The organism is Martelella endophytica, assembly GCF_000960975.1.
In the GTDB taxonomy this organism is placed as follows: Bacteria; Pseudomonadota; Alphaproteobacteria; order Rhizobiales; family Rhizobiaceae; genus Martelella; species Martelella endophytica.
Genome location: NZ_CP010803.1, coordinates 3,836,061 through 3,858,221 on the forward strand (window position 1 = coordinate 3,836,061; position 22,161 = coordinate 3,858,221).

The following is a 22,161-nucleotide window of genomic DNA, read 5'->3' on the forward strand; positions in this document are numbered from 1 at the left end:
CGCCCTCACTGACCGAGTTGCTGCATCACCCTCACTGTCGCTCTCGCGACATCTCTCCCGCAAGCGGGAGAGAATAGTCGGAGCGCAAGAGCTCACAAGCAACTCGCTTGGACACAAGCTATGAAAAAAGTCACCGGTCGCGGAAGCGGTTGGTGATCGGGTAGCGGCGGTCGCGGCCGAAATTCTTCTTGGTGATCTTCACGCCCGGCGCCGATTGGCGACGCTTGTATTCGGCGATGTAGAGCAGATGCTCGACACGGTGAACCGTCTCGACGTCGTGGCCGCGTGCGACGATCGCCTCGACTGACATCTCCCTCTCCACCAGGCATTCCAGGATATCGTCCAGCACCGGATAGGGCGGCAGCGAATCCTGGTCGGTCTGGTTGGGGCGCAGTTCGGCGGACGGCTTCTTGTCGATGATGTTCTGCGGAATGGCGTCTTTCTCGGGCCCGTGCATGCCTTCCGGACGGGCGCCGTTGCGCCAGGCGGAAATGCCGTAGACCTGCATCTTGTAGAGATCCTTGATCGGGTTAAAGCCGCCGTTCATGTCGCCGTAAAGCGTCGCGTAGCCGACCGACATCTCCGACTTGTTGCCGGTTGTCACCACCATGGCGCCGAACTTGTTGGAGATCGCCATCAGGATGGTGCCGCGGGTGCGGCTCTGCAGATTTTCCTCGGTGATCCCCTCCTCGGTTCCTTCGAAAAGGTCCGACAAGGTCGACAGAAAGCCCGTGACCGGCTCCTCGATCGGCACGATATCATAGCGGCAGCCGAGCGCCTTGGCGCAATCGGCGGCGTCCTTCAGCGAATCCTCGGAGGTGTAGCGGTAAGGCAGCATGACGCAGTGGACGCGCTCCGGACCGAGTGCATCGACGGCGATCGCCGCGCACAGCGCCGAATCGATACCGCCGGAAAGGCCGAGCACCACCCCCTTGAAGCCATTCTTGTTGACGTAGTCGGCAAAGCCCAGCACGCAGGCGCGGTAGTCGGAATCTTCCCCCAGCGGCAAAGCCGCGACAGGTCCCTGCGCTATGCGCCAGCCCTGGCCGTCCCGCTCCCACTCGGACATGAAGATGTCGGCGGCGAACTGCGGCATCTGGAAGGCAAGCGTGCGGTCGGCATTGAAACCGAAGCTCGCGCCATCAAACACCAGTTCGTCCTGACCGCCGAGCGTGTTGAGGTAAACGAGCGGCAGGCCAGTCTCGATGACCTGCTTCAGCACCACCTGGTGGCGGACATCGACCTTGCCGCGATAATAGGGCGAACCGTTCGGCGAAAGCAGCAACTCTGCACCGCTCTCTGCCAGCGTCTCGCAGACGCCGAGTTCGCCCCAGATATCCTCGCAGATCGGAATTCCAATCCGCACGCCGCGAAAGTTCACCGGCCCCGGCATCTCGCCCGGCACAAACACCCGCTTCTCGTCAAATTCGCCGTAGTTCGGAAGGTCAACCTTGTCGCGGATCGCAATGATGGCGCCGCCATCGAGCACGGCGACGGCGTTGTGCCGCCCTGCCTCGCCCTGGCGTGGGAAGCCGACGATGACGCCCGGGCCGCCATCGGCGGTATCGGCAGCCAGTTCCTCCACGGCCTTCAGACAGGCTGTGAGAAAGGCGGGCTTCATGACGAGATCTTCGGGTTGATAGCCGGAGATGAAGAGTTCGGTGGACAGCAACAGGTCCGCGCCCTTTTCCGCCGCCAGCTTACGGGCATGCCTCAGCTTCTCGAGGTTGCCGGCGATATCGCCCACCGTCGGGTTGAGCTGCGCGAGTGCGATTTTCATACGGTTCGGAGCCATGGGAATTCCGCCTGCTGTTCTGACACGAGCGATGGACACCATGTTTTGCGGCAAAAATCAAACCGCAATCGCCTCCCCGGCCAACTTATCTTGCCGGGCGGTGGATGCGCTGCAAAAACAAACGCACCCTCACCAGGAGATGGCGAGGGTGCGTTCGAAAATCAACGAAGCGGTTGCAGCAACCGCGTTCGCGCTATTACTGCGCGGCCGGAGCCGTGGTCGGCGCCGGCACTTCCACCGGTGTTCCGCCCTGGGCGGTAATGCGCTTGTTCAGTTCTTCCTGCGCCTGGGTATTGAGGTCGCGGGCAATGCCGCGTGCCCAGATATCGCCGGCCTGGCTCAGCTCACGCGCGGCGATCGGACCGTACTGGATGAACTTCTTGCCGACGTCGGAACCGTAGAAGTCAGCCAGCTGGTTCAGCTCGTCCTCGGTGAAGACGTTGGCGTAGATCTGCGTCGCTTCCTGCTCGAGGTCGCCACGGCGCGATGCCAGCGAGATCGCGGTATCGGTCACCACCTCGTCGATGAGGTCATGATAGTTCGGATAGACCTGCGTCAGCTGCGCCTGAACGAGATCCGCCTGATTCGGCAGGATGTCGTCGAACTGGGCGGTAATGCCGAGAGCCTCCAGCGCCCGCTGTGCGGCGGCCAGCTGCTCCGGCGTCGCGTCCTGGGCCGATGCGACCGAAAACGCCCCAAGCCCCAGAAGCGTGGCCGCCACGGCGGCGGAACGGGCGAATTTCGTGTGAAAGCTCATCAGGAACTCCTGTCTATTCGATTGGTTTCAGTGTCCGCACGCCACCGTCAGAGGCAACAATGGCAAGCGTCGCAATATTGATGAACAGCCCGTGTTCCACCACACCCGCGATGGAATTCAATGCCGAAGAGAGTGCCTCTGCATCGGGAATGCGGCCAAATGATGCATCGAGGATATAATGGCCGCCATCGGTGGTGAAAGGACCATCGCCGGAGCGGCGAAGATCGAGGCTGCCGGAAAGGTTGAGCCGGCTGGAGGCCCGTTCGACGGCAAGTCGCGTCGCGCCGAGGCCGAAGGGCATTACCTCGATGGGCAGCGGGAAGGCGCCGAGGCCATCGACCACCTTGCTCTCGTCGGCGATGACGATCATCGCTTTCGAGGCGGAGGCGACGATCTTCTCGCGCAGCAGCGCGCCGCCACCACCCTTGATCAGGTTCAACGCCGGATCGATCTCGTCGGCGCCGTCAATGGTGAGGTCGAGCTCAGGGGCCTCATCAAGCGATTTCAGCGGAATTCCGAGTTCGAGGCACTGGCGGGCTGTTGCCTCGGAGGTCGGCACACCGACGACATTGAATCCTTCCGCCACCTTCTCGCCGAGCAGCGAGATGAACTCCCGTGCGGTGCTGCCCGTGCCGATCCCGAGCCGCATTCCGTCTTCGACATATCCGAGGGCTGTTTCGGCCGCCTTGACCTTCAGTTGACGCGCGTCCATGCGTCACATGCTCCTTGTGATTAACGCTAAGGTGTTTACACGCCGAAGGCGATAAACAAAAGTCCTTTTGAACGAAGCACCCCGGTTCGACACCTCCCACCCGGGGAACTGGAAGGAATTGCAATGTCATCTCCACTGGCCATCTTCGATCTGGATGGCACGCTCATCGATACCGCTCCCGACCTGATCGACAGCCTGAATCACGCCATCGCCCCGCATGGCCTGCCGCCCTTCGGCGTCGACAAGGTGAAACTCCTGGTTGGCCGCGGCGTCAAGGTCATGATCCAGCGCGCCTTCGCCTTTCATGATCGGACGCTGGACGGCGAAGCCTTCGACGCCTGCTTTGCGCGGTTCACCGAGCACTACCGCGCCGGCATGCCTGGCAAGAGCCGCCCCTATCCGGGCCTGCTCGAAGCCCTCGCGCGGCTGAAGGACGCAGGCTACGGCCTCGCTGTCTGCACCAACAAACGCGAAGAACTCACCATGCCGCTGCTCGAGGCTCTGGACCTCGCCGAATGGTTCGGGACCATCACCTGCGGCGACACCTTCGAATACCGCAAGCCCGACCCGCGCCATGTCTCCGGCACGATCGAGCGCGCCGGCGCGACTGTCGCGCACGCAGTGATGATCGGCGACAGCGCCAATGACATTGACGCAGCCAAGGGCGCCGATGTCTCCACCGTCGCCGTCACCTTCGGCTATACCGAAAAGCCAGCAGAGGAACTCGGCGCGGACAAAGTGATCAGCCATTTCGACCGGCTGACACCAGCGCTGCTGGATACGCTGATCGGCCGATAAGAAAAAAGGCGCGTCCGATCTTAGGACGCGCCTTTTTCAAGCTTCAGTACGGCGCGACGCCTCAGACGTCGGCGCGCGACTTGCTGACGGCATCGAAGGCGCGATCGAGATACATGTCGCGCTCGTAGACGTCATCGTAATACTGGACCTCACCGTTGGCATCCGGCCAGGCGGTGAAATAGGAGACGTAGACCGGGAACTTGTGCGGCAGGTCGACCGGCATGTTCTGGCCGGTTGCGATGTTCGCCTCGACATCCGATTCCGGAATGCCAAGCACCGCGGCGGCCATCTTGTTCGGCTCGGCCAGACGGACGCAACCATGGGACAGCGCACGGACGTCGCGGTCGAAGAAGCTCTTCTGCGGCGTATCGTGCATGTAGATGGCATGCGAGTTCGGGAACAGGATCTTCAGCTGGCCAAGTGCATTGCGCTCGCCCGGCGGCTGGCGGACATCGACCATCGGCGCCGCTGCCCAGTTGACCGAGGCCGACGATACGCGGCGGCCGTTATAGCTCACCTCGTAGCCGATCTGGTCGAAGTAGCCCGGATTGGCGCGCAGTTTCGGCAGATACTCGTTGACGACGATGGAACGCGGAATGCCCCAATAGGGATTGAATTCGACCGTCTCGATCTCATCGCGGAAGAAGTAGGTCTGGTTCGTCGGGTTGCCGACCACGACGCGCATATCGAAGTTCTCGCCGCCATCCTGGTGGTAGTAGACGCGATAGGCCGGCTGGTTGATGAAGACGTAACGCGGGCCGAAATCATCCGGCAGCCAGCGCAGGCGTTCCATCGCCGCAACCACCTTGTCGGCGCGGTCGTCATTGGTTTCGAGGTCGAAGGCGGCGATGGTATTGGGACCAACGACACCGTCGACATAGAGGCCGTGGTCGCGCTGGAAGTCCTTCACCAGCGACACCAGCTCCGGGGTATACTCGGTGCCATCGTCATAGGCGGCAAACACCTCGGCATGGTCGTTGCGGAACTCGACCGGGCTCTTGCGCCAGATGGCCTTGACGAGATTCGGCACATCCTGGTCGTTTTCGCCGGGATGGATGTAGACCTTGGAGGCGCTGAACACGATCGGCTCGACTTCTTCGTCGCTGTTGCGCAGCGTCTTCAGCTCTGCCTTCAGTTCGCGGAACCGGTCGCTCTGCGGGTTGTAGCTCTCCATCAGGCCGGAAACATCCTCGGCCTTGCCGAGCGCCTTCAATGCCTCATCGAGATCGACCGGGTTGCGCTGCAGATCGTGAAATTCGGAAATGCGGTTGGGGTCGACGCGGCCGCGCTTGGCGTCTTCCATATAGGTCAGGACTTCGGCCGAAAGCGCCAGCTCGAACTGCATCAGCGCTTCGTCACGCTCCTCTTCGCTCATCGAGGAGGAGATGATCGGCAGTTCGACGCGGTAGTCGGTAGCATCGAGACCGTATTCACCGGCATGGCGAAGGGTGTTGAGTGCCTTACCGGCAGCCGGCGCGATCTTTCCGTCGGCAACCCAGAGCAGTTCGCCCCCGTTCTCGTAATAGGCCTCGAGGGCCTTGGCGACGCTGTCTTCGGCCTTCACACGGGCATCGGTCAGATACTGGCGGGGATCGTTCTCACCGATCGCGACCGTGGTGACGTCGGTACCGGCTTCATCCGTCGCGGTCGTCGGGTTGATCGCGGCAACTTCGGTCATGGCGTCGTTGTTGGCCGCATCGTCAGCCGTGGCGGCGACAGGCGTGGCCATCTCGGAGAGGTCGTCCCGCTCGACGGAGCCAGTGACCACAGGATCCCGGATCTCGGTGATCGCGATATAACGCAAGGCATCGGGCTTGTAGGTATAATATTTCGGCGGCGCGACCTTAGGGATGGAATAGGTCCGCTGAACCTGCTGCTGCGGCTGAGGCTGAGACGGCTGGACGGCCGCGGGGCGGTCGGCCTCCTTGTTACGGCCACGCAGGATGTCCATCAGTGTCAAGGCATTGGCGGAGGCCGGCACGAAAGCCGTCGCCATGGTCGCGGCGAGTGCGACGGACGAGACGCGGACGAAGAGCTTATTGCGCAATTGATTCACCCCGTTTTGGATCTTTGCAGAATTACAATTAGTTTAGCCCGCACCCCGGATAGCAGCCAATAACATTTCTGCTATCGGAACCCGGACAGTTGGTGATGCTTGCATAAACACAACACCTGGTTATGGCGCGACCCGGAGCGGGCAGACCTGGTTGAAAAATATCAATGCCGTCTTAACAGGACATTAACCGGCTTTGTTCCCCTGCTGCGACATTTTGACGAAACGGTGGCCGATGGAGAAGAGCCTGCCGGCTCAGCACGAGGGCGTATTTTTCCGCCCGCCGCAGCAGTCCTCGGTGAGGTAGGACAATAGCGTATCCATCATCCCGAGATTGGCACGATAGAGGATGAAACGCCCCTCGCGGGTGCTCGAGATCAGGCCTGCCCTGGTGAGGATCGAAAGGTTGGCCGAGAGCGTGTTCGCGCGCATATCCAGCGCCTCGGCAATATTGCCCGCATAGGCGCCGGCAGGCTCGGCACGCACCAGATAGCGGAAAATATCGAGCCGCGGCCCGTAGGCTAGCGCGGACAGCGCAGTGATCATGCGGTCTTTGGCGTCATCCATGGCTCCGGATATCATGAAGCCTCGGTCCTTCCCAGCCCTCCGCCGGCATTTTCCCGCCCTGCCGGAGCGGTCTAAATCGAATAAGTTCACCGTGATTGTTGACAGAGCGGCCCGCCGCGCGCGATTGCATTCGTGACGAATTTCAAGCCCGGCCGCCGGGCGACCCCAGGAGTATGACACCATGACCGCAACCCGCACAGAAACCGATACATTCGGCCCGATCGAAGTCGCCGCCGACCGCTACTGGGGCGCTCAGGCCCAGCGTTCGCTCGGCAACTTCAAGATAGGCTGGGAGAAGCAGCCGCTTTCGGTGGTGCGCGCGCTCGGCATCGTCAAGCAGGCGGCCGCCAAGGCCAACATGGCGCTCGACCGCCTCCCCGCAGAACTCGGCAATGCCATCGTCGAGGCCGCGCAGGAGGTCATCGACGGCAAGCTCAACGACCATTTCCCGCTGGTTGTCTGGCAGACGGGTTCGGGCACGCAGTCGAACATGAATGCCAATGAGGTGATCTCCAACCGCGCGATCGAAATCCTCGGCGGCGAGATGGGTTCGAAGAAGCCGGTCCATCCGAACGACCACGTCAACATGAGCCAGTCGTCGAACGACACCTATCCGACGGCCATGCACGTCGCCTGCGCCGAGCAGATCGTGCATCACCTGCTGCCCGGCCTGAAGCACCTGCAGGAAGCGCTCGAGGCGAAGGAAAAGGAATTCGCCGACATCATCAAGATCGGCCGTACGCATACGCAGGATGCCACGCCGCTGACGCTCGGCCAGGAGTTTTCTGGCTACACCGCGCAGATCGCCTCCGCCATCCAGCGCATCGAGCTGACGCTGCCCGGCCTCTACCAGCTTGCCCAGGGCGGCACGGCCGTCGGGACCGGCCTCAACGCGCCGATCGGCTTTGCCGAGAAGGTGGCCGAGGAAGTCGCCGAGATCACCGGCCTGCCCTTCATCACCGCGCCGAACAAATTCGAAGTGCTCGCCGCCCATGACGCGATGGTCTTCGCTCATGGCGCGATCAACGCCGCTGCCATGGCCTGCTTCAAGATCGCCAACGACATCCGTTACCTCGCCTCCGGCCCGCGTTCGGGCCTCGGCGAACTGGCTCTGCCGGAAAACGAGCCCGGCTCCTCGATCATGCCCGGCAAGGTCAACCCGACGCAGAACGAGGCTATGACCCAGGTCTGCGCCCACATCGCCGGCAACCAGGCGGCGATCGGCTTCGCGGGAAGCCAGGGCCAGTTCGAGCTCAACGTCTACAATCCGATGATGGCCTACAATTTCCTGCAGTCGGTGCAGCTTCTGGGCGACGCTGCCCGCTCCTTCACCGACAATTGCGTCGTCGGTATCAAGGCGCGCGAGGAAAACATCAAGGCCGGCCTCGACCGTTCGCTGATGCTGGTCACCGCGCTCGCCCCGAAGATCGGCTACGACAACGCCGCCAAGATCGCCAAGACCGCGCACAAGAACAACACCACGCTGCGCGAAGAAGCGCTGGCCACGGGTCTTGTGACCGCCGAGGAATATGACGAGATCGTCCGTCCGGAACTGATGATTTCGCCGAAGTAAGGCATGACGGCCTGAGCCCCTCCGGCCAGCCCGGCTGGGGCTCTGCCTCTCTCCGCCGCAAGGCAGACTTTGCCTCTCGACATCTCCGTCCTCGTAGACGGGATACCGAGAGGCATGAAGCGGACTATCCCGTTTTTCCAGTCTTTGACGCGACCCACCCGCGATCTTTGAAAACAGCCCAGATCGCCATGGCGTGACCGTGGCCAAGGCCGAACTCCGACTTGAGCCAAGAGGTCAGCCCGGTCGCCTTGAGATCGGGGCCCATCAACCCTGCCTTTTCGGCAAGGGCGTGAAAGTCCTCCGGCGTCTTGCCGGTTTTTGCTTTGATGTTGTCGAGATAGGCCTGAAAGCTCATGATTGTATCTCCATATTCAATAGAGTAAACTATATCCAATATGCAGACCGGAAACAAGCGCAGCTATTCGTCGCCGCAGCGTGAGCAATCGGCGAACAAAACCCGCGATGATATCCTCGACGCGGCGACCCTGCTGTTTTCGCGCGACGGCATTGACGCAACCAAGATCTCTGCCATTGCCGAGCGGGCGAAGGTAGGTCAATCGACCATCTATGCCATCTTCAAAGGCAAGGCCGGGCTGCTGGCGGCCATCATGGAGCGCTCTTTGTTCGGCGCCCGTTTCGAGGCGGCACGCAAGAAACTTGAAGGCGAAACCGATCCGGTGCGCATGCTCGCCATGACGGCGTCCATCGCTCGGGCGATCTACGAAGACGAAGCCGAAAAGCTGGGCCTGATGCGTGGCATCTCGGGCTTTTCAGCCGAACTCAGGAAGCAGGAGCAACGCTTCGAAACGATCCGCTACGAGATGCAACGGGAGCGCATCGAGGCCCTATTTCGCGCAAACCTTCAGCGCCCCGGACTCGGTGAGGAAGAAGCACGCCGGCTGCTTTGGATGTATACCAGCCGCGATATCTACCGCATGCTGGTGGTGGAAAGTGGCTGGTCGCCCGAACGCTATGAGGAATGGCTGGCCGGGACGCTGGTGCTAAACCTTGCGCGCGCTCGTTGACGAGACTGTCAGCGGAACCGACCTTCTACTGCGGAAACGCCGTCGAGATCGCCACCAGCCCGAAGCCGATGAGGATTCCGCCCGATATCCGCGCCACCCAGGCCGCAAAGCTTGCCGGCAGGCGGTGGCGGATGATGGCGACGAGGCCGCTCAGAAAAATCCACCACAGAAGCGAGCCGCAAAAGACGCCCAGCACCACCACGGCGACCGGCAGACCGGTGGAGCCCGCATCAGCGAGACCGAAGCCTGCGAAGATTGCCACGAAAGAGAGGATGGTTGCCGGATTGGCGATCGTCAGGCCGTAGGTGATGGCGATGGTGCGAAGAAGATCGCCCCTGCCCGTCTCGGCCGCCGGCGGACGGTCTCCCTTGAAGCGCATCTCGCGCCAGCCCAGGAAAATCAAGAAGGCGCCACCGGCGAGCGCCAGCGGCGCTGATATGGTCGCCAGAAACGCGGAGAATGCAGCAAATCCGAGCGCGGCAAGCAGGCCGTAGCTCGCATCCGCCAGCGCCGTTCCCAGTCCGCCCGAAACGCCCACCCAAAAACCGCGGGTCAGCGCGCGATTGATGCAGAGCGCCCCGATCGGCCCGACCGGAGCGGCAATGGCAAGCCCGAGCAGCACCGCCTTCAGAAACAGCGCCGCGAGCATCGTCATGATCAGTGTGCAGCCGCCTGGCGGGCCTTGGCCAGTTCGGCAAGGTCGGCGGCCTTGAGTTCGACCGATTCGCCGCAGCCGCAGGCCGAGGTTTCGTTTGGATTGCGGAAGACGAAGCCGGTCCTGAGCTTGGTCACCTCGAAATCCATCTCCGTGCCTAGAAGATAAAGGGCCGCAGCCGGATCGACCCACACCCTGGCGCCAGAATGCTCGACAAAGTCGTCCTTGTCGTTGCGATTGTCGCCGGTGACCAGGTCGACGGCATACTCCATGCCGGCGCAGCCACCCTTCTTGATCGAAACGCGGATGCCCAGCGCCTCCGGACCCGAATTGCCGATGATCTCGTTGACGCGGGTCGCAGCCGCATCGGTGAGGGTGATAACCTGAAAGCCCATTTCATTCTCCATCAACATCCGGGTTAAAGGCCCGGCGTTCGAAGTCTATTGCATCAGTACAATCGACCGGCGTCAATACCAGCCGACGGCCACCTTGGCCTCTTCCGACATGCGGTCCGGCGTCCACGGCGGATCGAAGGTCATTTCGACCTCGACGCCGGAAACGCCCTCGACCGTGCTGACCGCGTTTTCGACCCAGGCCGGCATTTCGCCGGCAACCGGGCAGCCGGGTGCCGTCAGTGTCATCTCGATCTTCACCATCCGGTCGTCATCGACATCGATCTTGTAGATCAGACCGAGTTCGAAAATATCGGCCGGAATTTCCGGGTCATAAACCGTCTTCAGCGCGCCGACGATATCGTCGCTCAGGCGCGCAAGCTCTTCCGGAGGGATGGAAGAGCCGGGCTCTGCGGCGCTTGCGCCGGTGTTTTCTTCAACACTCATGCCATTCTCCTAAAATCAGGCAAAGAAGTCGCGGGCGTAGTCGAGCGCTTCCACCAGCGCATCCACCTCAGCACGCGTATTGTAAAGGCCGAACGAGACCCGGCAGGTCGAGGTGACACCGAAGCGCGTCAGAAGCGGCTGGGCGCAATGGGTGCCGGCCCGAACCGCAACACCGCGACGGTCTATGATCGTCGAGATGTCGTGGGCATGCACCCCTTCCATGGCGAAGGAAAAGATGCCGCCCTTGGCCTTGGCATTGCCGATCACGCGCAGCGAATTGACGTGCCCGAGCTGTTCTTTTGCATAGGCCGTCAGATCAGCCTCGTGCGCGGCAATCGCCGCGCGTCCTATACCCTGCATATAGTCAAGGGCAACGCCCAGTCCAATAGCCTGGACGATCGGCGGCGTGCCGGCTTCGAAGCGATGCGGCGGCTCGGCATAAGTGACGCGGTCGGTAAAGACGTCCGCGATCATCTCGCCGCCGCCCTGAAATGGGCGCATCTCTGAGAGCCGATCGAACTTGCCGTAAAGCACGCCGATGCCCGAGGGACCGTAAAGCTTGTGGCCGGTCATCGCGTACCAGTCGCAATCGATATCGCGGACATCGACCGGCATGTGAACCGCGCCCTGCGAGCCATCGACCAGCACCGGAATGTCGCGCTCGTGTGCGATGCGGCAGACGTCCTTCACGTCGACGATGGTGCCGAGCGCATTCGACATCTGGGTGATGGCGACGAGCTTGGTGCGCTCGCTCAGGCAGTTTTCGAAGTCCTCGATATGGAACTCGCCCTCGTCGTCGACAGGGATCCAGACCAGCTTGACGCCCATGCGTTCGCGCAGGAAATTCCAGGGCACGATGTTGGAATGGTGCTCCATGATCGAAAGGACGATCTCGTCGCCCTCCTTCAGGTGCTCCATCGCCCAGCCATAGGCGACCGTGTTGATCGCTTCGGTGGTGTTGCGGGTGAAGACGATCTCGTTCACCGAGCCGGCATTCAGGAATGCCCTCACCTTCTCGCGCGCGGCCTCATAGGCCTCGGTCGCGGCGTTGGAAAGGAAATGCAGGCCGCGATGCACATTGGCGTATTCGTGGCTGTAAGCATTCGAGATGGCGTCGATGACGACCTGCGGCTTCTGCGCGGAGGCACCGTTGTCGAGATAGACCAGCGGCTTGCCGTAGATCTCCCGGCTGAGGATCGGGAAATCCTGCCGGATCTTTTCGACGTCGTAAGTGGAAACCTTAGTGTCCATAACTGATGAACTCCATCAATGAACCATCCGGGTCGCGGAAATAGACGCTCGTGCCCTTTCCGAGCGCCCCGTTGCGCTCGACCGGCCCGAGCTCGACCGCAACGCCCTCCGCCTCAAGGTGGGCAATGGCGGCTGCAATCGGACCATCCCAGCGAAAGCACAGATCACTGTTGCCGGGCATCACCGGTATTTTCGCAACCGGGGTGCCGTCGACACCCGGTCCATGCACGTTGAGCTGCTGCCGGCCGAGCCGGAAGGAGCAAGGCCCCTCCGCTCCGCCGATGATGTCGGCCCCGATCACCCGCGTATAGAACGCGCGGGCCCGCTCCCAGTCGGAGACATGGATGACGGCATGATCGAGGCTGACGGGCAGATCACTCATGGCGATCGAGCCAGTCGGCGATGATCGCCTCGACAGCCTCGGACAGCGCCTCGTTCTCGAGCTCCTCGACGATCTCTGCAACGAAGGCGTTGATCAGCATGCCGGTCACGACCTTCTTCGGAATACCGCGCGCCATCAGGTAGTAGAGATGGTTCGGGTCGATATCCGTGACCGTCGCGCCGTGGCCGCACTGCACGTCGTCAGCAAAGATTTCGAGCTCCGGCTTGGCATTGAACGCGCCGAAATCGCTCATCAGCAGCGTATTGCACGACATCTTCGCATCCGTCTTCTGGGCATCGGGGGCCACCCGGATCAGACCCTGGAACACGCCACGCGCCTTGTCGAACACGACATTGCGAATGACTTCCGTCGAGGTCGTGTTCGGCACGTTGTGGCCGAGGTCGAAGGTGATGTCGGTATGGGTTTCACCACCGAGCAGGTTGACGCCGCGCAGCATCAGGTCGGCCCCCTCGCCGACGACCGCGCAATCGATCTCGTGGCGCACCAGCTTGCCGCCGGCATTGACGATCAGGAGCTTCAGCTTCGCATTCTCGCCGAGCTCGATCTTCAGCTTGCCGAGATGCGTATCTTCCGCACCCTGCTGCTGCATCACCACATAGGTGACCTCGGTATCCTTGCCGAGCGTGATGGCCGTCAGCGTGCTGACGAGCGCTGCATCGCCTTCCGGCGCCAGATGGCGCTCGACGACCGTGCCACTGACACCATCGGCAAAGGTGACGCGGTTGCGGCTGTGGACCTGGCCACCGCCATGCACCGCCTGAATTTCCACCGGAGCCTCAAGCGATTGGGCGATATCGATGACATAACCGTCGCTGACCAGCGCACCGTTGATGCGGCCGATCGCATCGTCCGGGCGCGACAGCGCCACGTTCATCGCGTCGTCGCCCTCAGACAGCGCATCCGAGGTCGTGCCGCCTGTGACGCCGTCAATCTCCGGCAGGTGGCCCGCTCTTCCCTGCACCAGCGCCAGAACGCTCGTGTCAGGCAGGAGACCGGCGACCGGGTTCACCGCCTCGCCACTCTCGTCCGGAATATTGCGGAGCAGGTTGCGCAGATCGGTATAGTGCCAGGCCTCGACGCGGCGCGTCGGCAGGCCGGACTTGCGGATATCGCCGACCAGCCGGTCGCGTTCCATGGTGACGGCGGCATTGCCCGGAAGCGAACCCGACAGCCGCCCGAAGGAGGCAATCAGCGCCTCCTCGGCGGCCGTGAGCGTTATCGTCTTTTGAACATTCATCGCGTCTTCTCCCGGCCTCAGGCCGCTTCGCCGATGATATCGGCGTAGCCATTGGCTTCGAGTTCGTGGGCGAGTTCCTTGCCGCCGGACTTGATGATCTGGCCCTTGTAGAGCACGTGAACCGTGTCCGGCACGATGTAATCAAGCAGACGCTGGTAGTGGGTGATGACCATGACCGAGCGATCCGGCGCTCTGAGCGCGTTGACGCCGTCGGCGACAATCTTCAGCGCGTCGATATCGAGGCCCGAGTCGGTCTCGTCCATGACGCAGAGCTTCGGCTCCAGAAGCGCCATCTGCAGGATTTCAGCGCGCTTCTTCTCACCACCGGAGAAGCCGACATTCAGCGGCCGCTTGAGCATGTCGTACTCGATCTTCAGTTCGGCCGAGGCTTCCTTGACGCGGCGCATGAAATCGGGCGTCGAAAGCTCGCCTTCGCCACGGGCCTTGCGCTGCTCGTTCATCGCCACCTTCAGGAACTGCATGGTGGCAACGCCGGGGATCTCCATCGGATACTGGAAGGCCAGGAATACGCCCTTGGCGGCGCGCTCGGCGGCATCGAGCTCCAGAATGTTCTCGCCGTTATAGATCACCTCACCTTCGGTGACCTCATAATCTTCACGACCGGCAAGGATATAGGACAGCGTCGACTTGCCGGAACCGTTCGGCCCCATGATGGCGGCAACTTCGCCGTCCTGAATCGTCAGGTTCAGCCCACGGATGATTTCCGTGCCGTCCTCGGCAATGCGTGCGTGCAGGTTCTTGATCTCAAGCATGACAAACTTCCTTCAAGGAATAAGGTTAGCGCTCCAAGCGCTTGAATTCATATTAATTTCAGACAGCCTCGATCAGCCGACAGAGCCTTCCAGCGAAATCCCGATCAGCTTCTGCGCCTCGACGGCGAATTCCATCGGTAGTTCCTGGATCACCTCACGCACAAAGCCGTTGACGATGAGGGCAATTGCCTCTTCCTCGGGAATGCCGCGCTGCATGCAGTAGAACAGCTGGTCCTCGGAGATCTTCGACGTCGTTGCCTCATGCTCGAAGCGGGCGGACGCGTTGCCGGCCTCGATGTAAGGCACGGTGTGGGCGCCGCACTTGTCGCCGATCAGGAGCGAGTCGCACTGGGTGAAGTTGCGCGCGTTCTCCGCCCTGCGATGGGCCGAAACCTGGCCGCGATAGGTGTTGTTGGAGAAGCCCGCGGAAATGCCCTTGGAGATGATGCGGCTCGAGGTGTTCTTGCCGAGATGGATCATCTTGGTGCCGCTGTCGATCTGCTGATGACCGTTGGAAACGGCGATCGAATAGAACTCGCCGCGCGAATTGTCGCCGCGCAGCAGGCAGGACGGATACTTCCAGGTGATCGCCGAGCCGGTTTCGACCTGCGTCCACGAGATCTTCGAGTTGTCGCCACGGCAATCGCCGCGCTTGGTGACGAAGTTGTAGATGCCGCCCTTGCCGTCCTTGTCGCCGGGGAACCAGTTCTGCACCGTCGAGTACTTGATCTCGGCGTCGTCCAGCGCGATCAGCTCGACGACGGCGGCATGAAGCTGGTTCTCGTCGCGCTGCGGGGCGGTGCAGCCTTCCAGATAGGAGACGTAGGCGCCCTCTTCCGCGATGATCAGCGTGCGCTCGAACTGGCCGGTGTTCTTCTCGTTGATACGGAAATAGGTCGACAGTTCCATCGGGCAGCGAACGCCCTTCGGCACGTAGACGAACGAGCCATCGGTGAAGACAGCAGCGTTCAGAGCCGCGTAGAAGTTATCGCCGCGCGGAACGACCGAACCCAGATATTTCTGGATCAGTTCGGGATGCTCGCGGATTGCCTCGGAGATCGACATGAAGATCACACCGGCCTTGGCGAGTTCCTTCTTGAAGGTGGTGACGACCGAAACCGAGTCGAACACGGCGTCGACGGCGACGCGGCTCGACGACTGGTGCTGCGGCTCCTGCACGCCGGCGAGGATTTCCTGTTCCTTCAGCGGAATGCCGAGCTTCTCATAGGTCGCCAGCAGTTCCGGATCGACCTCATCCAGCGTCTTCGGGCCGGTGAAGGATTTCGGCGCGGCATAATAATAGATGTCGTTGAAGTCGATCTTCGGATAGCTCACCCTTGCCCAGGACGGCTCTTCCATGGTGAGCCAGCGCTGATAGGCCTCCAGACGCCATTGCAGCATCCAGTCGGGTTCGGACTTCTTGTGCGAGATGAAACGGATGATGTCTTCGGACAGGCCCTTGGGTGCCTTGTCCACTTCAATCATCGTCTCGAAACCGTATTTGTACTGATCGACGTCGATCTTGGCGACCTGATCGACGGTTTCCTTGACGGCAACCATAATGTCACTCCACGCATGACCGGGTTCAAGGCCCGGCGGTTTTCATTCCAAAGCGGGTTTACCGCTCTATTTAATCAGCCCGGCGGACAATTGCACCCCGCCCGACTTACGATTCGTCAATTCTTCAGGCCGCGGCATCCGAAAGCCGGCGGCGACCTGCAATCTTCGCGAACACGGCGATCGCCGCATCGATTTCAGCCTCTGTCGTGGCAGCCCCGATGGAGATGCGCAGCGCGCCGAGCCGCGCATCGAGCCCCATTGCCTTCAGCACATGGCTCTCGCCAACCTTGCCGGACGAGCAGGCCGACCCCGCGGAAAGCGCAATGCCCTCGAGATCGAAGGCGATCTGCCCTGTTTCGGCCTTCAGGCCCGGCAGCACAAAGCATGTGGTGTTCGGCACGCGCGGGCCGGCTTCGCCGAGGATGACGACATCGCCCGCTGCCTGCCGCATGCCCGCTTCAAGCCGGTCGCGCAAGGCCGCAATCATGCGATTGCGTTCGGCAAGGTCGCGTACGGCGAAGGCTGCCGCGGCACCAAAGCCCATAATGCCGGCAATGCTTTCCGTTCCCGAACGATGCCCCTTCTCGTGACCGCCCCCCCTGACAAGCGGCGCCGGCATCAGCGTCTCGCCACGCGAAACGAGCGCGCCGACACCCTTCGGCCCGCCGATCTTGTGGGAAGAGATGATGAGAAAATCGGCGCCGAGTGCCTCCAACGACACCGGAATGCGGCCCACGGCCTGCACCGCATCAACGACCAGAATGCCGCCATGCGCATGCACAATCTTTGCCGCGTCCGCGACGGGCTGCAGAATTCCGGTTTCGCTGTTGGCGAGCATGATGGCAACCATCGGCAGACCCGAAGCGGGATCATGCGCGGCCAGCATTTCGTCCAGAGCGTCGAGACGGACAATGCCGTCGCCGCCGACCGGGATTTCATGCCGCGCGGCAAACCGACCGCCTTCGTGAACGGCCGGATGCTCGATTGCCGAAACATAGAGCGCACCCAGGCGCACCGGGCTGCGGCCCATGCGGAAATCCGGCGTCAGGATATGGTTGGCAGCCTCGGTTGCACCCGAGGTGAAGATGACATGCGCAGGATCGACACCGACGAGAGCGGCCACATCGCGTCTGGCCGCCTCGATCAGCCCGCGGGCAGCGCGCCCTTCGCGATGGACGGACGAAGCATTGCCCTGAAGATCAAGGCCATCAAGCACCGCGGCGCGCGCTTGCGAAAGAAGCGGCGCAGTCGCATTCCAGTCGAGATAGATCCGGTTGGTGCCCATAATCCTGCCAAAATACCAAGGCTTTCCTGCCCCGGCACGCATTTTCCTTGAAATTGCCGGGTCGCTTGCCCTATTTGGACCGCAGAACCGACGATACCCTGTTTTCGAATTATTCTAAACTGCTTGTAGAAAAGATGACCTAAATAGTCAAGTCATCACCCCTCCCGCAAGCGAGCAGAACAGTTCGGATCGAATTTTCCGGAGAGCCAATGCCCGAAGTGATTTTCAATGGCCCGGCTGGCCGCCTCGAAGGCCGCTACCAGCCGTCCAAGGAAAAGAATGCGCCGATCGCGATCGTGCTGCATCCTCATCCCCGTTTCGGCGGCACCATGAACAACCCGATCGTCTACGAACTCTTCTACATGTTCCAGCGCCGCGGCTTCACCACGCTGCGCTTCAACTTCCGCGGCATCGGCCGCAGCCAGGGCGAATTCGACCACGGCTCGGGCGAGTTGTCGGATGCGGCCGCGGCGCTCGACTGGGTGCAGAGCCTGCATCCCGATTCGAAGAACTGCTGGGTCGCCGGCTATTCCTTCGGCTCGTGGATCGGCATGCAGCTTTTGATGCGCCGGCCGGAGATCGAGGGCTTCATGTCGATCGCCCCGCAGCCGAATATCTACGACTTCTCGTTCCTCGCGCCCTGCCCGTCTTCCGGTCTCATCATCCATGGTGATGCCGACAAGGTGGCGCCGCCGCGCGACGTTAACGGCCTCGTCGAGAAGCTGAAGACGCAGAAGGGCATCCTGATTACCCAGAAGACCATTTCCGGCGCCAACCACTTCTTCTCCGGCAAGAACGACGAGCTTCTGGCCGACTGCGAAGACTACCTCGACCGCCGGCTTGAGGGTGAGCTGGTGCCTGAACCAGCGCCGAAGCGGATCCGCTGAGGTATCTGATTTTGTAATAGAAAACGGCCGGAACTTCCGGCCGTTTTTTTTAACGCTTACAGTAAGAAAAACGCCTCATGGCAGCGTATGCCCGGCGGCGCGGAAGATGCGGTACCATTCCTCGCGGCTGAGCGTCACATCCGAACCGGCGGCACATTCGCGAACACGGCCGGGATTGGTGGTCCCCAGCACGACCTGGATATTGGCCGGATGGCGGGTGATCCAGGCGGTGGCGATGCCGGTCGGCGTCACGCCATAAGCCGCAGCGAGGTCATCGAGCACGTCGTTCAGTTCCGCATAGTTCTCGCGATCGCCGATGAACACGCCATCGAAGAACGCCTTCTGGAAGGGCGACCAGGCCTGCAGCATCATGCCCTTCAGCCGCGAATAGTCGAGCAGGCCGTTGTCGCGGGAGATCGACTGGTCGAGCCCCTTCATGTTGGCGGCAATCCCCTGTGCGAACAGATTGGCGTGGGTGATGCTGAGCTGGACCTGATTGAAGAGCAGTGGCTGGTTCACCGCCGATTTCAGCAGCTCGATCTGCCCGGGCGTGTGGTTTGACACACCGAACTGCCGCACCTTGCCAGCCGCGTGCAGTTCGTCAAAGGCTTCCGCCACCTCCTCCGGCTCCACCAGCGTGTCCGGCCGGTGCAGCAACAGCACGTCGAGATAATCCGTCTTCAGCGCCGCAAGCGAGCCATCGACGGTCGCCAGGATATGCTCCTTCGAGAAATCGAAGAACCCCTTGCGGATGCCGACCTTGCTCTGGATCAGGATGCGGGCGCGGTCGTCGGCCGAAAGCGTAACCGCATCGCCGAAACGCTTTTCGCAAAGGTGCCGCTCGCCGCCGTAGATATCGGCATGATCGAAACAGGTCACGCCAGCGTCAACCGCCGCATCGAACAGAGTTCGGATATCGGCATCGGCCATCCTGGTGATCCGCATCAGCCCGAGAATGACGCTCGAGACTTCAATCCCGGTTTGCGGAACGGTATAGTATTTCATGGCTTCCCCCTTTTGCATCGGTCGCTAAAGTCGAGGGACCGTAGAGCCTTCGCGCGACCAGCGAAAGCCCCGCAGATGGCGTTGAACGCACAAGCTCGATAAAAAGGGGCCGCGACGACCGCCGCGGGCCCTGATGTTCGATCTCGCGATCTCAGAACCGGATCATCGAACTCGCGTGTGCGGGATTCTGCCTTTCTTTTTAAGATTCGCAGCGAGCGCCGTCAGAACGGCACGCTCAGGCGTACCTTGCCGGCGCTTGAGGTGATCTTGTCGGAGAAATGGCCCTCATATTCCAGACGCAGGTCGACATTCGAAAGGGTCGCCCCGGTTAATCCTTGTTCGGCCCCGTGCAGCCCTTGCCGCCAATGCTGCGTGCCGCCATGGCGGCGCTGATGTAGGACGTCGAGCCCGTGACATCGACGGTGATGCTGGTATCGCTTCGCACCGTGACGCGGCCGGGGCGCCACCTTTATCGTCGCCGTCGGCCCCCTCCGAGCCGATCAGCCATCCCGAATATTGCGTGCCGGACGTGATTGTCAGCGTCTGCATCGAGCCGTTTTGCGTCACCTGGATCGCAGCACGTCATCGCCGGCATTGATCGAAAGTGCCGTGGCTTTGAGATTGACGGATGCGCTGCTGGAATCGAGCGAACAAGTGACGGGGTCGCCGGTGTAGTTACAATCGTCTGCATGGCTCGCCGATGCCGCCAGAAGCGAAGCGGCGCAAACCGAGCCGAACATGAGGGACCGGAAACTTCGGGGGACACAGCCGGACGTGAGAATGCGGTCTCGACGCCGCGTGATGCGTGGAAAGTCATCCGTGCCCCCCGAAGCAACTGGACGGCGATCCCGTCGGCAGATCCTGAACGACCTGGCGCGGCATCACGTCCGATATCCCTTCACCATGCCAGAGGCAGGAGCGAATTCATCTGTATTTCGATGAAAGCGGTTGTTTTTTCGATGAACCGGCGTTCGATCCGAGCAAGGAAGAGGTAGAAGGGGTGACAGCAGACGCGAAAAGGAGGTCCGAGATATTCATGGCGGGCGATGCGGAACATCGACGCAAGACGGAAGCGCTCGCCGGCAGTCAGTCGGCGCTGCCTACGCGTGTGCCGGTGCCAATGATCAGGACATTCTGGGGGGCGCAGATAGCCGCCTGGAGTTTTCTCACGCTCTTCGCCTGGACCGCGCGGCTCCTCACCTTCAACGATCTATTCGCAGCGACCGTGATGACCATGGCGCTCGAGCCGATCGGGTTTTTGATGACAGGAGCGCTGCACGTCTTCTTCCTGTCACGGAGGCGCCGGATCACATCCGTCCCGATCGTCATTTTCCTGCTGTGTTTCTCGGGTGCCGGCGGCGTGCTGCTGATGCAGATCGCCGACGTCGTGCGACGGATTTTCCTTGGCGACGTCCAGCTGCCGATCGACGCCCGGATGACCACGGTCTTTTATACGATCGTACTCGTGGGCTGGTCGCTGATGTATTTCTGGCTAACCGCCCTCCTGGAAGCACGGTCGGAACGTTTCCGGGCGGCCGAGGCGCGGTCGGAAACGATGCGGCTCGAGCTGGAACGGCTGCATCTGCAGCTCGCCCCGCATTTCCTGTTCAACGCCCTCAATTCGGTCGCCTCCGAAATCCACGAACGGCCGGACGAAGCGCTGGAAATGGTTCGCCGCATCTCCGCCTATCTGCGCTATTGCCTCGACCAGGCGGCCCATTCGCTTTGCCCCCTCACCGACGAGCTCGAGGCCATGCGCGCCTATTTGCGCATACAGGAACTGCGTTTCGAGGAAAGGCTTCGGTGTACGGTGAGCATCGATCCTTCGGCGCTTAATGTACTGGTGCCACATATGATCCTGCAGGGCCTGGTCGAGAATGCGGTCAAGCACGGGCTGCGGCATCAGGACGCCGACATCGAGATAACCGTTGTCGTGAAACGCATCGACGAGGACAGTATCGCGATCGAGGTGGTCAATTCGGGCACGCTTGCGCCGCAGCGGAGCGATCGCCCCGCCATCGGCCTCGCCAACACCCGCAAGCGGCTGCAACTGCATTATCCGCAAGGTTATGAATTGACACTGCGTGAGGTGGGCGGGAACGTCGTCGCCAGACTCGTACTGAAAGGTTCCGCATGCCTCGTGTAATCCTCGTCGATGACGAACCGCCGGCCCGGCGCGGGCTGACCCGGATGCTTTCCGCCTTCGAGGATATCGAAATCATTGGCGAAGCCGGTTCGGTCGATCAGGCGCGCGCGCTGATCGCGTCGCTGCAGCCGGACGCGGTTTTCCTCGATATCGAGCTCACGAGCGGCAAGGGCTTCGACATCGTCCGTGATCTGTCGACGGAAACGGCCGTCATCGTTGTCACGGCCTATAGCCTCTATGCCATAGACGCCTTCGATGTCGCGGCGCTGGATTTCCTCGTGAAGCCGGTCGAGCCCGAACGGCTCGAAACGGCGATCAACCGCCTGCGGGAACGGCTCGCCCAGCAGACATACGCGACATCGCCAGGCCCGAGGACGGGCCAACCTGCCCGCATCCTCCTGAAATCGATGATGTCATCGGTGATGGTTTCGATCGACACCATCACCCTGCTGCAGGCCGAGGCAGATTTCACCCGGGTGCATCTCGACAACAACCAGACCTATCTCGCCGGCGGCCTGCTCGGCAAGTTCGAGGCTGACCTGCCCTCGCCCCCATTCTGTCGGCTAAGCCGCTCACTTATCGTCAACCTTGACCAGATCGGCTCTGTCGAATGGGAAAGCGGCGGACGCAGCAATGTGCGCTTCGCCTCCAGCGACCACACGATACCGCTTGGCCGCTCCGCCACCAAACGCCTCCGCCAACTCCTCGGTGCCCCCGCGAGTTGAAAGGCAGCGGTCGATCGATACGCGACACCGCAGAGGCGCTGACGCCACGGCTTCGGCGATACGATTCCCCATCATCAACCTGCAACTTGCCGCTGCCCGAGCCATCGGCTTGGCC

22 protein-coding genes are annotated in these 22,161 nt (G+C 61.6%); 6 read left to right on the plus strand and 16 right to left on the minus strand.

From position 1 onward, the window contains the following. Positions 1-130: 130 nt before the first annotated feature. From TM49_RS17720 to rpiA, 3 genes are all read right to left on the minus strand, one after another. The gene (locus TM49_RS17720; protein ID WP_045683205.1) at positions 131-1,795 is read right to left on the minus strand and encodes an NAD+ synthase; all 1,665 of its coding nucleotides are present in this window, start codon (positions 1,793-1,795) and stop codon (positions 131-133) included. 196 nt (positions 1,796-1,991) lie between these two features. After that, a complete protein-coding gene (locus TM49_RS17725; protein WP_045683206.1) occupies positions 1,992-2,552 on the minus strand; it encodes a DUF2059 domain-containing protein in 561 nt (186 codons plus the stop codon). 13 nt (positions 2,553-2,565) lie between these two features. Next, a complete protein-coding gene (gene rpiA / locus TM49_RS17730) occupies positions 2,566-3,264 on the minus strand; it encodes a ribose-5-phosphate isomerase RpiA (RefSeq protein WP_045683208.1) in 699 nt (232 codons plus the stop codon). Between the two features lie 123 nt (positions 3,265-3,387). Between rpiA and TM49_RS17735 the strand changes: the two genes are divergently transcribed. Further along, on the plus strand, positions 3,388-4,062 hold the full coding sequence (locus TM49_RS17735) for an HAD family hydrolase (protein ID WP_045683210.1): 675 nt from the start codon (positions 3,388-3,390) through the stop codon (positions 4,060-4,062). A 61-nt stretch (positions 4,063-4,123) separates the two neighbouring features. Here the strand turns inward: TM49_RS17735 and TM49_RS17740 are convergent, their stop codons facing one another. Both TM49_RS17740 and TM49_RS17745 read right to left on the minus strand, forming a co-directional pair. Continuing rightward, positions 4,124-6,058, minus strand: coding sequence for a L,D-transpeptidase family protein (locus TM49_RS17740; RefSeq protein ID WP_045685431.1), 1,935 nt, complete (start codon positions 6,056-6,058; stop codon positions 4,124-4,126). A 312-nt stretch (positions 6,059-6,370) separates the two neighbouring features. Beyond that, complete coding sequence (locus tag TM49_RS17745) at positions 6,371-6,697, minus strand: ArsR/SmtB family transcription factor (protein WP_244464748.1); 327 nt, start codon at positions 6,695-6,697, stop codon at positions 6,371-6,373. 166 nt (positions 6,698-6,863) lie between these two features. Between TM49_RS17745 and fumC the strand changes: the two genes are divergently transcribed. Then, positions 6,864-8,255, plus strand: a complete 1,392-nt coding sequence (gene fumC / locus TM49_RS17750) for a class II fumarate hydratase (RefSeq protein WP_045683214.1) — start codon at positions 6,864-6,866, stop codon at positions 8,253-8,255. A gap of 124 nt (positions 8,256-8,379) precedes the next feature. On the opposite strand, the gene TM49_RS17755 is transcribed toward fumC, so the two are convergent. Continuing rightward, positions 8,380-8,610: a DUF4287 domain-containing protein gene (locus tag TM49_RS17755; RefSeq protein ID WP_045683216.1), complete on the minus strand. Its 231-nt coding sequence runs from the start codon at positions 8,608-8,610 to the stop codon at positions 8,380-8,382. A 40-nt stretch (positions 8,611-8,650) separates the two neighbouring features. On the opposite strand from TM49_RS17755, the gene TM49_RS17760 reads away from it, so the two are divergent. Next, complete coding sequence (locus TM49_RS17760) at positions 8,651-9,280, plus strand: TetR/AcrR family transcriptional regulator (RefSeq protein WP_045683217.1); 630 nt, start codon at positions 8,651-8,653, stop codon at positions 9,278-9,280. 25 nt (positions 9,281-9,305) lie between these two features. On the opposite strand, the gene TM49_RS17765 is transcribed toward TM49_RS17760, so the two are convergent. The 9 genes from TM49_RS17765 to TM49_RS17805 all read right to left on the minus strand — a co-directional run bounded on the left by TM49_RS17765 (position 9,306) and on the right by TM49_RS17805 (position 17,283). Further along, complete coding sequence (locus TM49_RS17765; protein ID WP_045685433.1) at positions 9,306-9,929, minus strand: LysE family translocator; 624 nt, start codon at positions 9,927-9,929, stop codon at positions 9,306-9,308. 8 nt (positions 9,930-9,937) lie between these two features. Next, positions 9,938-10,330 (minus strand): Fe-S cluster assembly scaffold SufA, encoded by a 393-nt coding sequence (gene sufA / locus TM49_RS17770; RefSeq protein ID WP_045685434.1) that lies wholly within the window; start codon positions 10,328-10,330, stop codon positions 9,938-9,940. Between the two features lie 72 nt (positions 10,331-10,402). Next, positions 10,403-10,774, minus strand: coding sequence for an SUF system Fe-S cluster assembly protein (locus tag TM49_RS17775; RefSeq protein WP_045683219.1), 372 nt, complete (start codon positions 10,772-10,774; stop codon positions 10,403-10,405). A gap of 15 nt (positions 10,775-10,789) precedes the next feature. Next, positions 10,790-12,025, minus strand: coding sequence for a cysteine desulfurase (locus TM49_RS17780; RefSeq protein ID WP_045683220.1), 1,236 nt, complete (start codon positions 12,023-12,025; stop codon positions 10,790-10,792). Beyond that, entirely contained in the window at positions 12,015-12,407 is a 393-nt protein-coding gene (locus tag TM49_RS17785) for a VOC family protein (RefSeq protein ID WP_045683222.1), read from the minus strand. Before TM49_RS17785 ends, TM49_RS17780 begins: the two co-directional genes overlap by 11 nt. Beyond that, positions 12,400-13,665 (minus strand): Fe-S cluster assembly protein SufD, encoded by a 1,266-nt coding sequence (gene sufD, locus TM49_RS17790; protein WP_045683224.1) that lies wholly within the window; start codon positions 13,663-13,665, stop codon positions 12,400-12,402. The genes TM49_RS17785 and sufD overlap by 8 nt, the downstream gene beginning before the upstream one ends. Positions 13,666-13,682: 17 nt before the next feature. Then, complete coding sequence (gene sufC, locus TM49_RS17795) at positions 13,683-14,438, minus strand: Fe-S cluster assembly ATPase SufC (protein ID WP_045683226.1); 756 nt, start codon at positions 14,436-14,438, stop codon at positions 13,683-13,685. 72 nt (positions 14,439-14,510) lie between these two features. Next, entirely contained in the window at positions 14,511-15,998 is a 1,488-nt protein-coding gene (gene sufB / locus TM49_RS17800) for a Fe-S cluster assembly protein SufB (protein WP_045683227.1), read from the minus strand. Between the two features lie 124 nt (positions 15,999-16,122). Beyond that, on the minus strand, positions 16,123-17,283 hold the full coding sequence (locus TM49_RS17805) for a cysteine desulfurase family protein (protein WP_045683228.1): 1,161 nt from the start codon (positions 17,281-17,283) through the stop codon (positions 16,123-16,125). 209 nt (positions 17,284-17,492) lie between these two features. On the opposite strand from TM49_RS17805, the gene TM49_RS17810 reads away from it, so the two are divergent. Then, on the plus strand, positions 17,493-18,170 hold the full coding sequence (locus tag TM49_RS17810) for an alpha/beta hydrolase (RefSeq protein WP_045683229.1): 678 nt from the start codon (positions 17,493-17,495) through the stop codon (positions 18,168-18,170). Between the two features lie 75 nt (positions 18,171-18,245). On the opposite strand, the gene TM49_RS17815 is transcribed toward TM49_RS17810, so the two are convergent. Next, a complete protein-coding gene (locus TM49_RS17815; protein WP_045683231.1) occupies positions 18,246-19,175 on the minus strand; it encodes an aldo/keto reductase in 930 nt (309 codons plus the stop codon). Between the two features lie 1,036 nt (positions 19,176-20,211). Between TM49_RS17815 and TM49_RS17820 the strand changes: the two genes are divergently transcribed. Together TM49_RS17820 and TM49_RS17825 are read left to right on the plus strand one after the other, a co-directional pair. Next, on the plus strand, positions 20,212-21,321 hold the full coding sequence (locus TM49_RS17820) for a sensor histidine kinase (RefSeq protein WP_045683233.1): 1,110 nt from the start codon (positions 20,212-20,214) through the stop codon (positions 21,319-21,321). Continuing rightward, positions 21,309-22,046 carry a LytR/AlgR family response regulator transcription factor gene (locus TM49_RS17825; protein ID WP_045683235.1) on the plus strand — a complete coding sequence of 246 codons (738 nt, stop codon included), beginning with the start codon at positions 21,309-21,311 and terminating at the stop codon, positions 22,044-22,046. The genes TM49_RS17820 and TM49_RS17825 overlap by 13 nt, the downstream gene beginning before the upstream one ends. Positions 22,047-22,161: the final 115 nt, after the last annotated feature.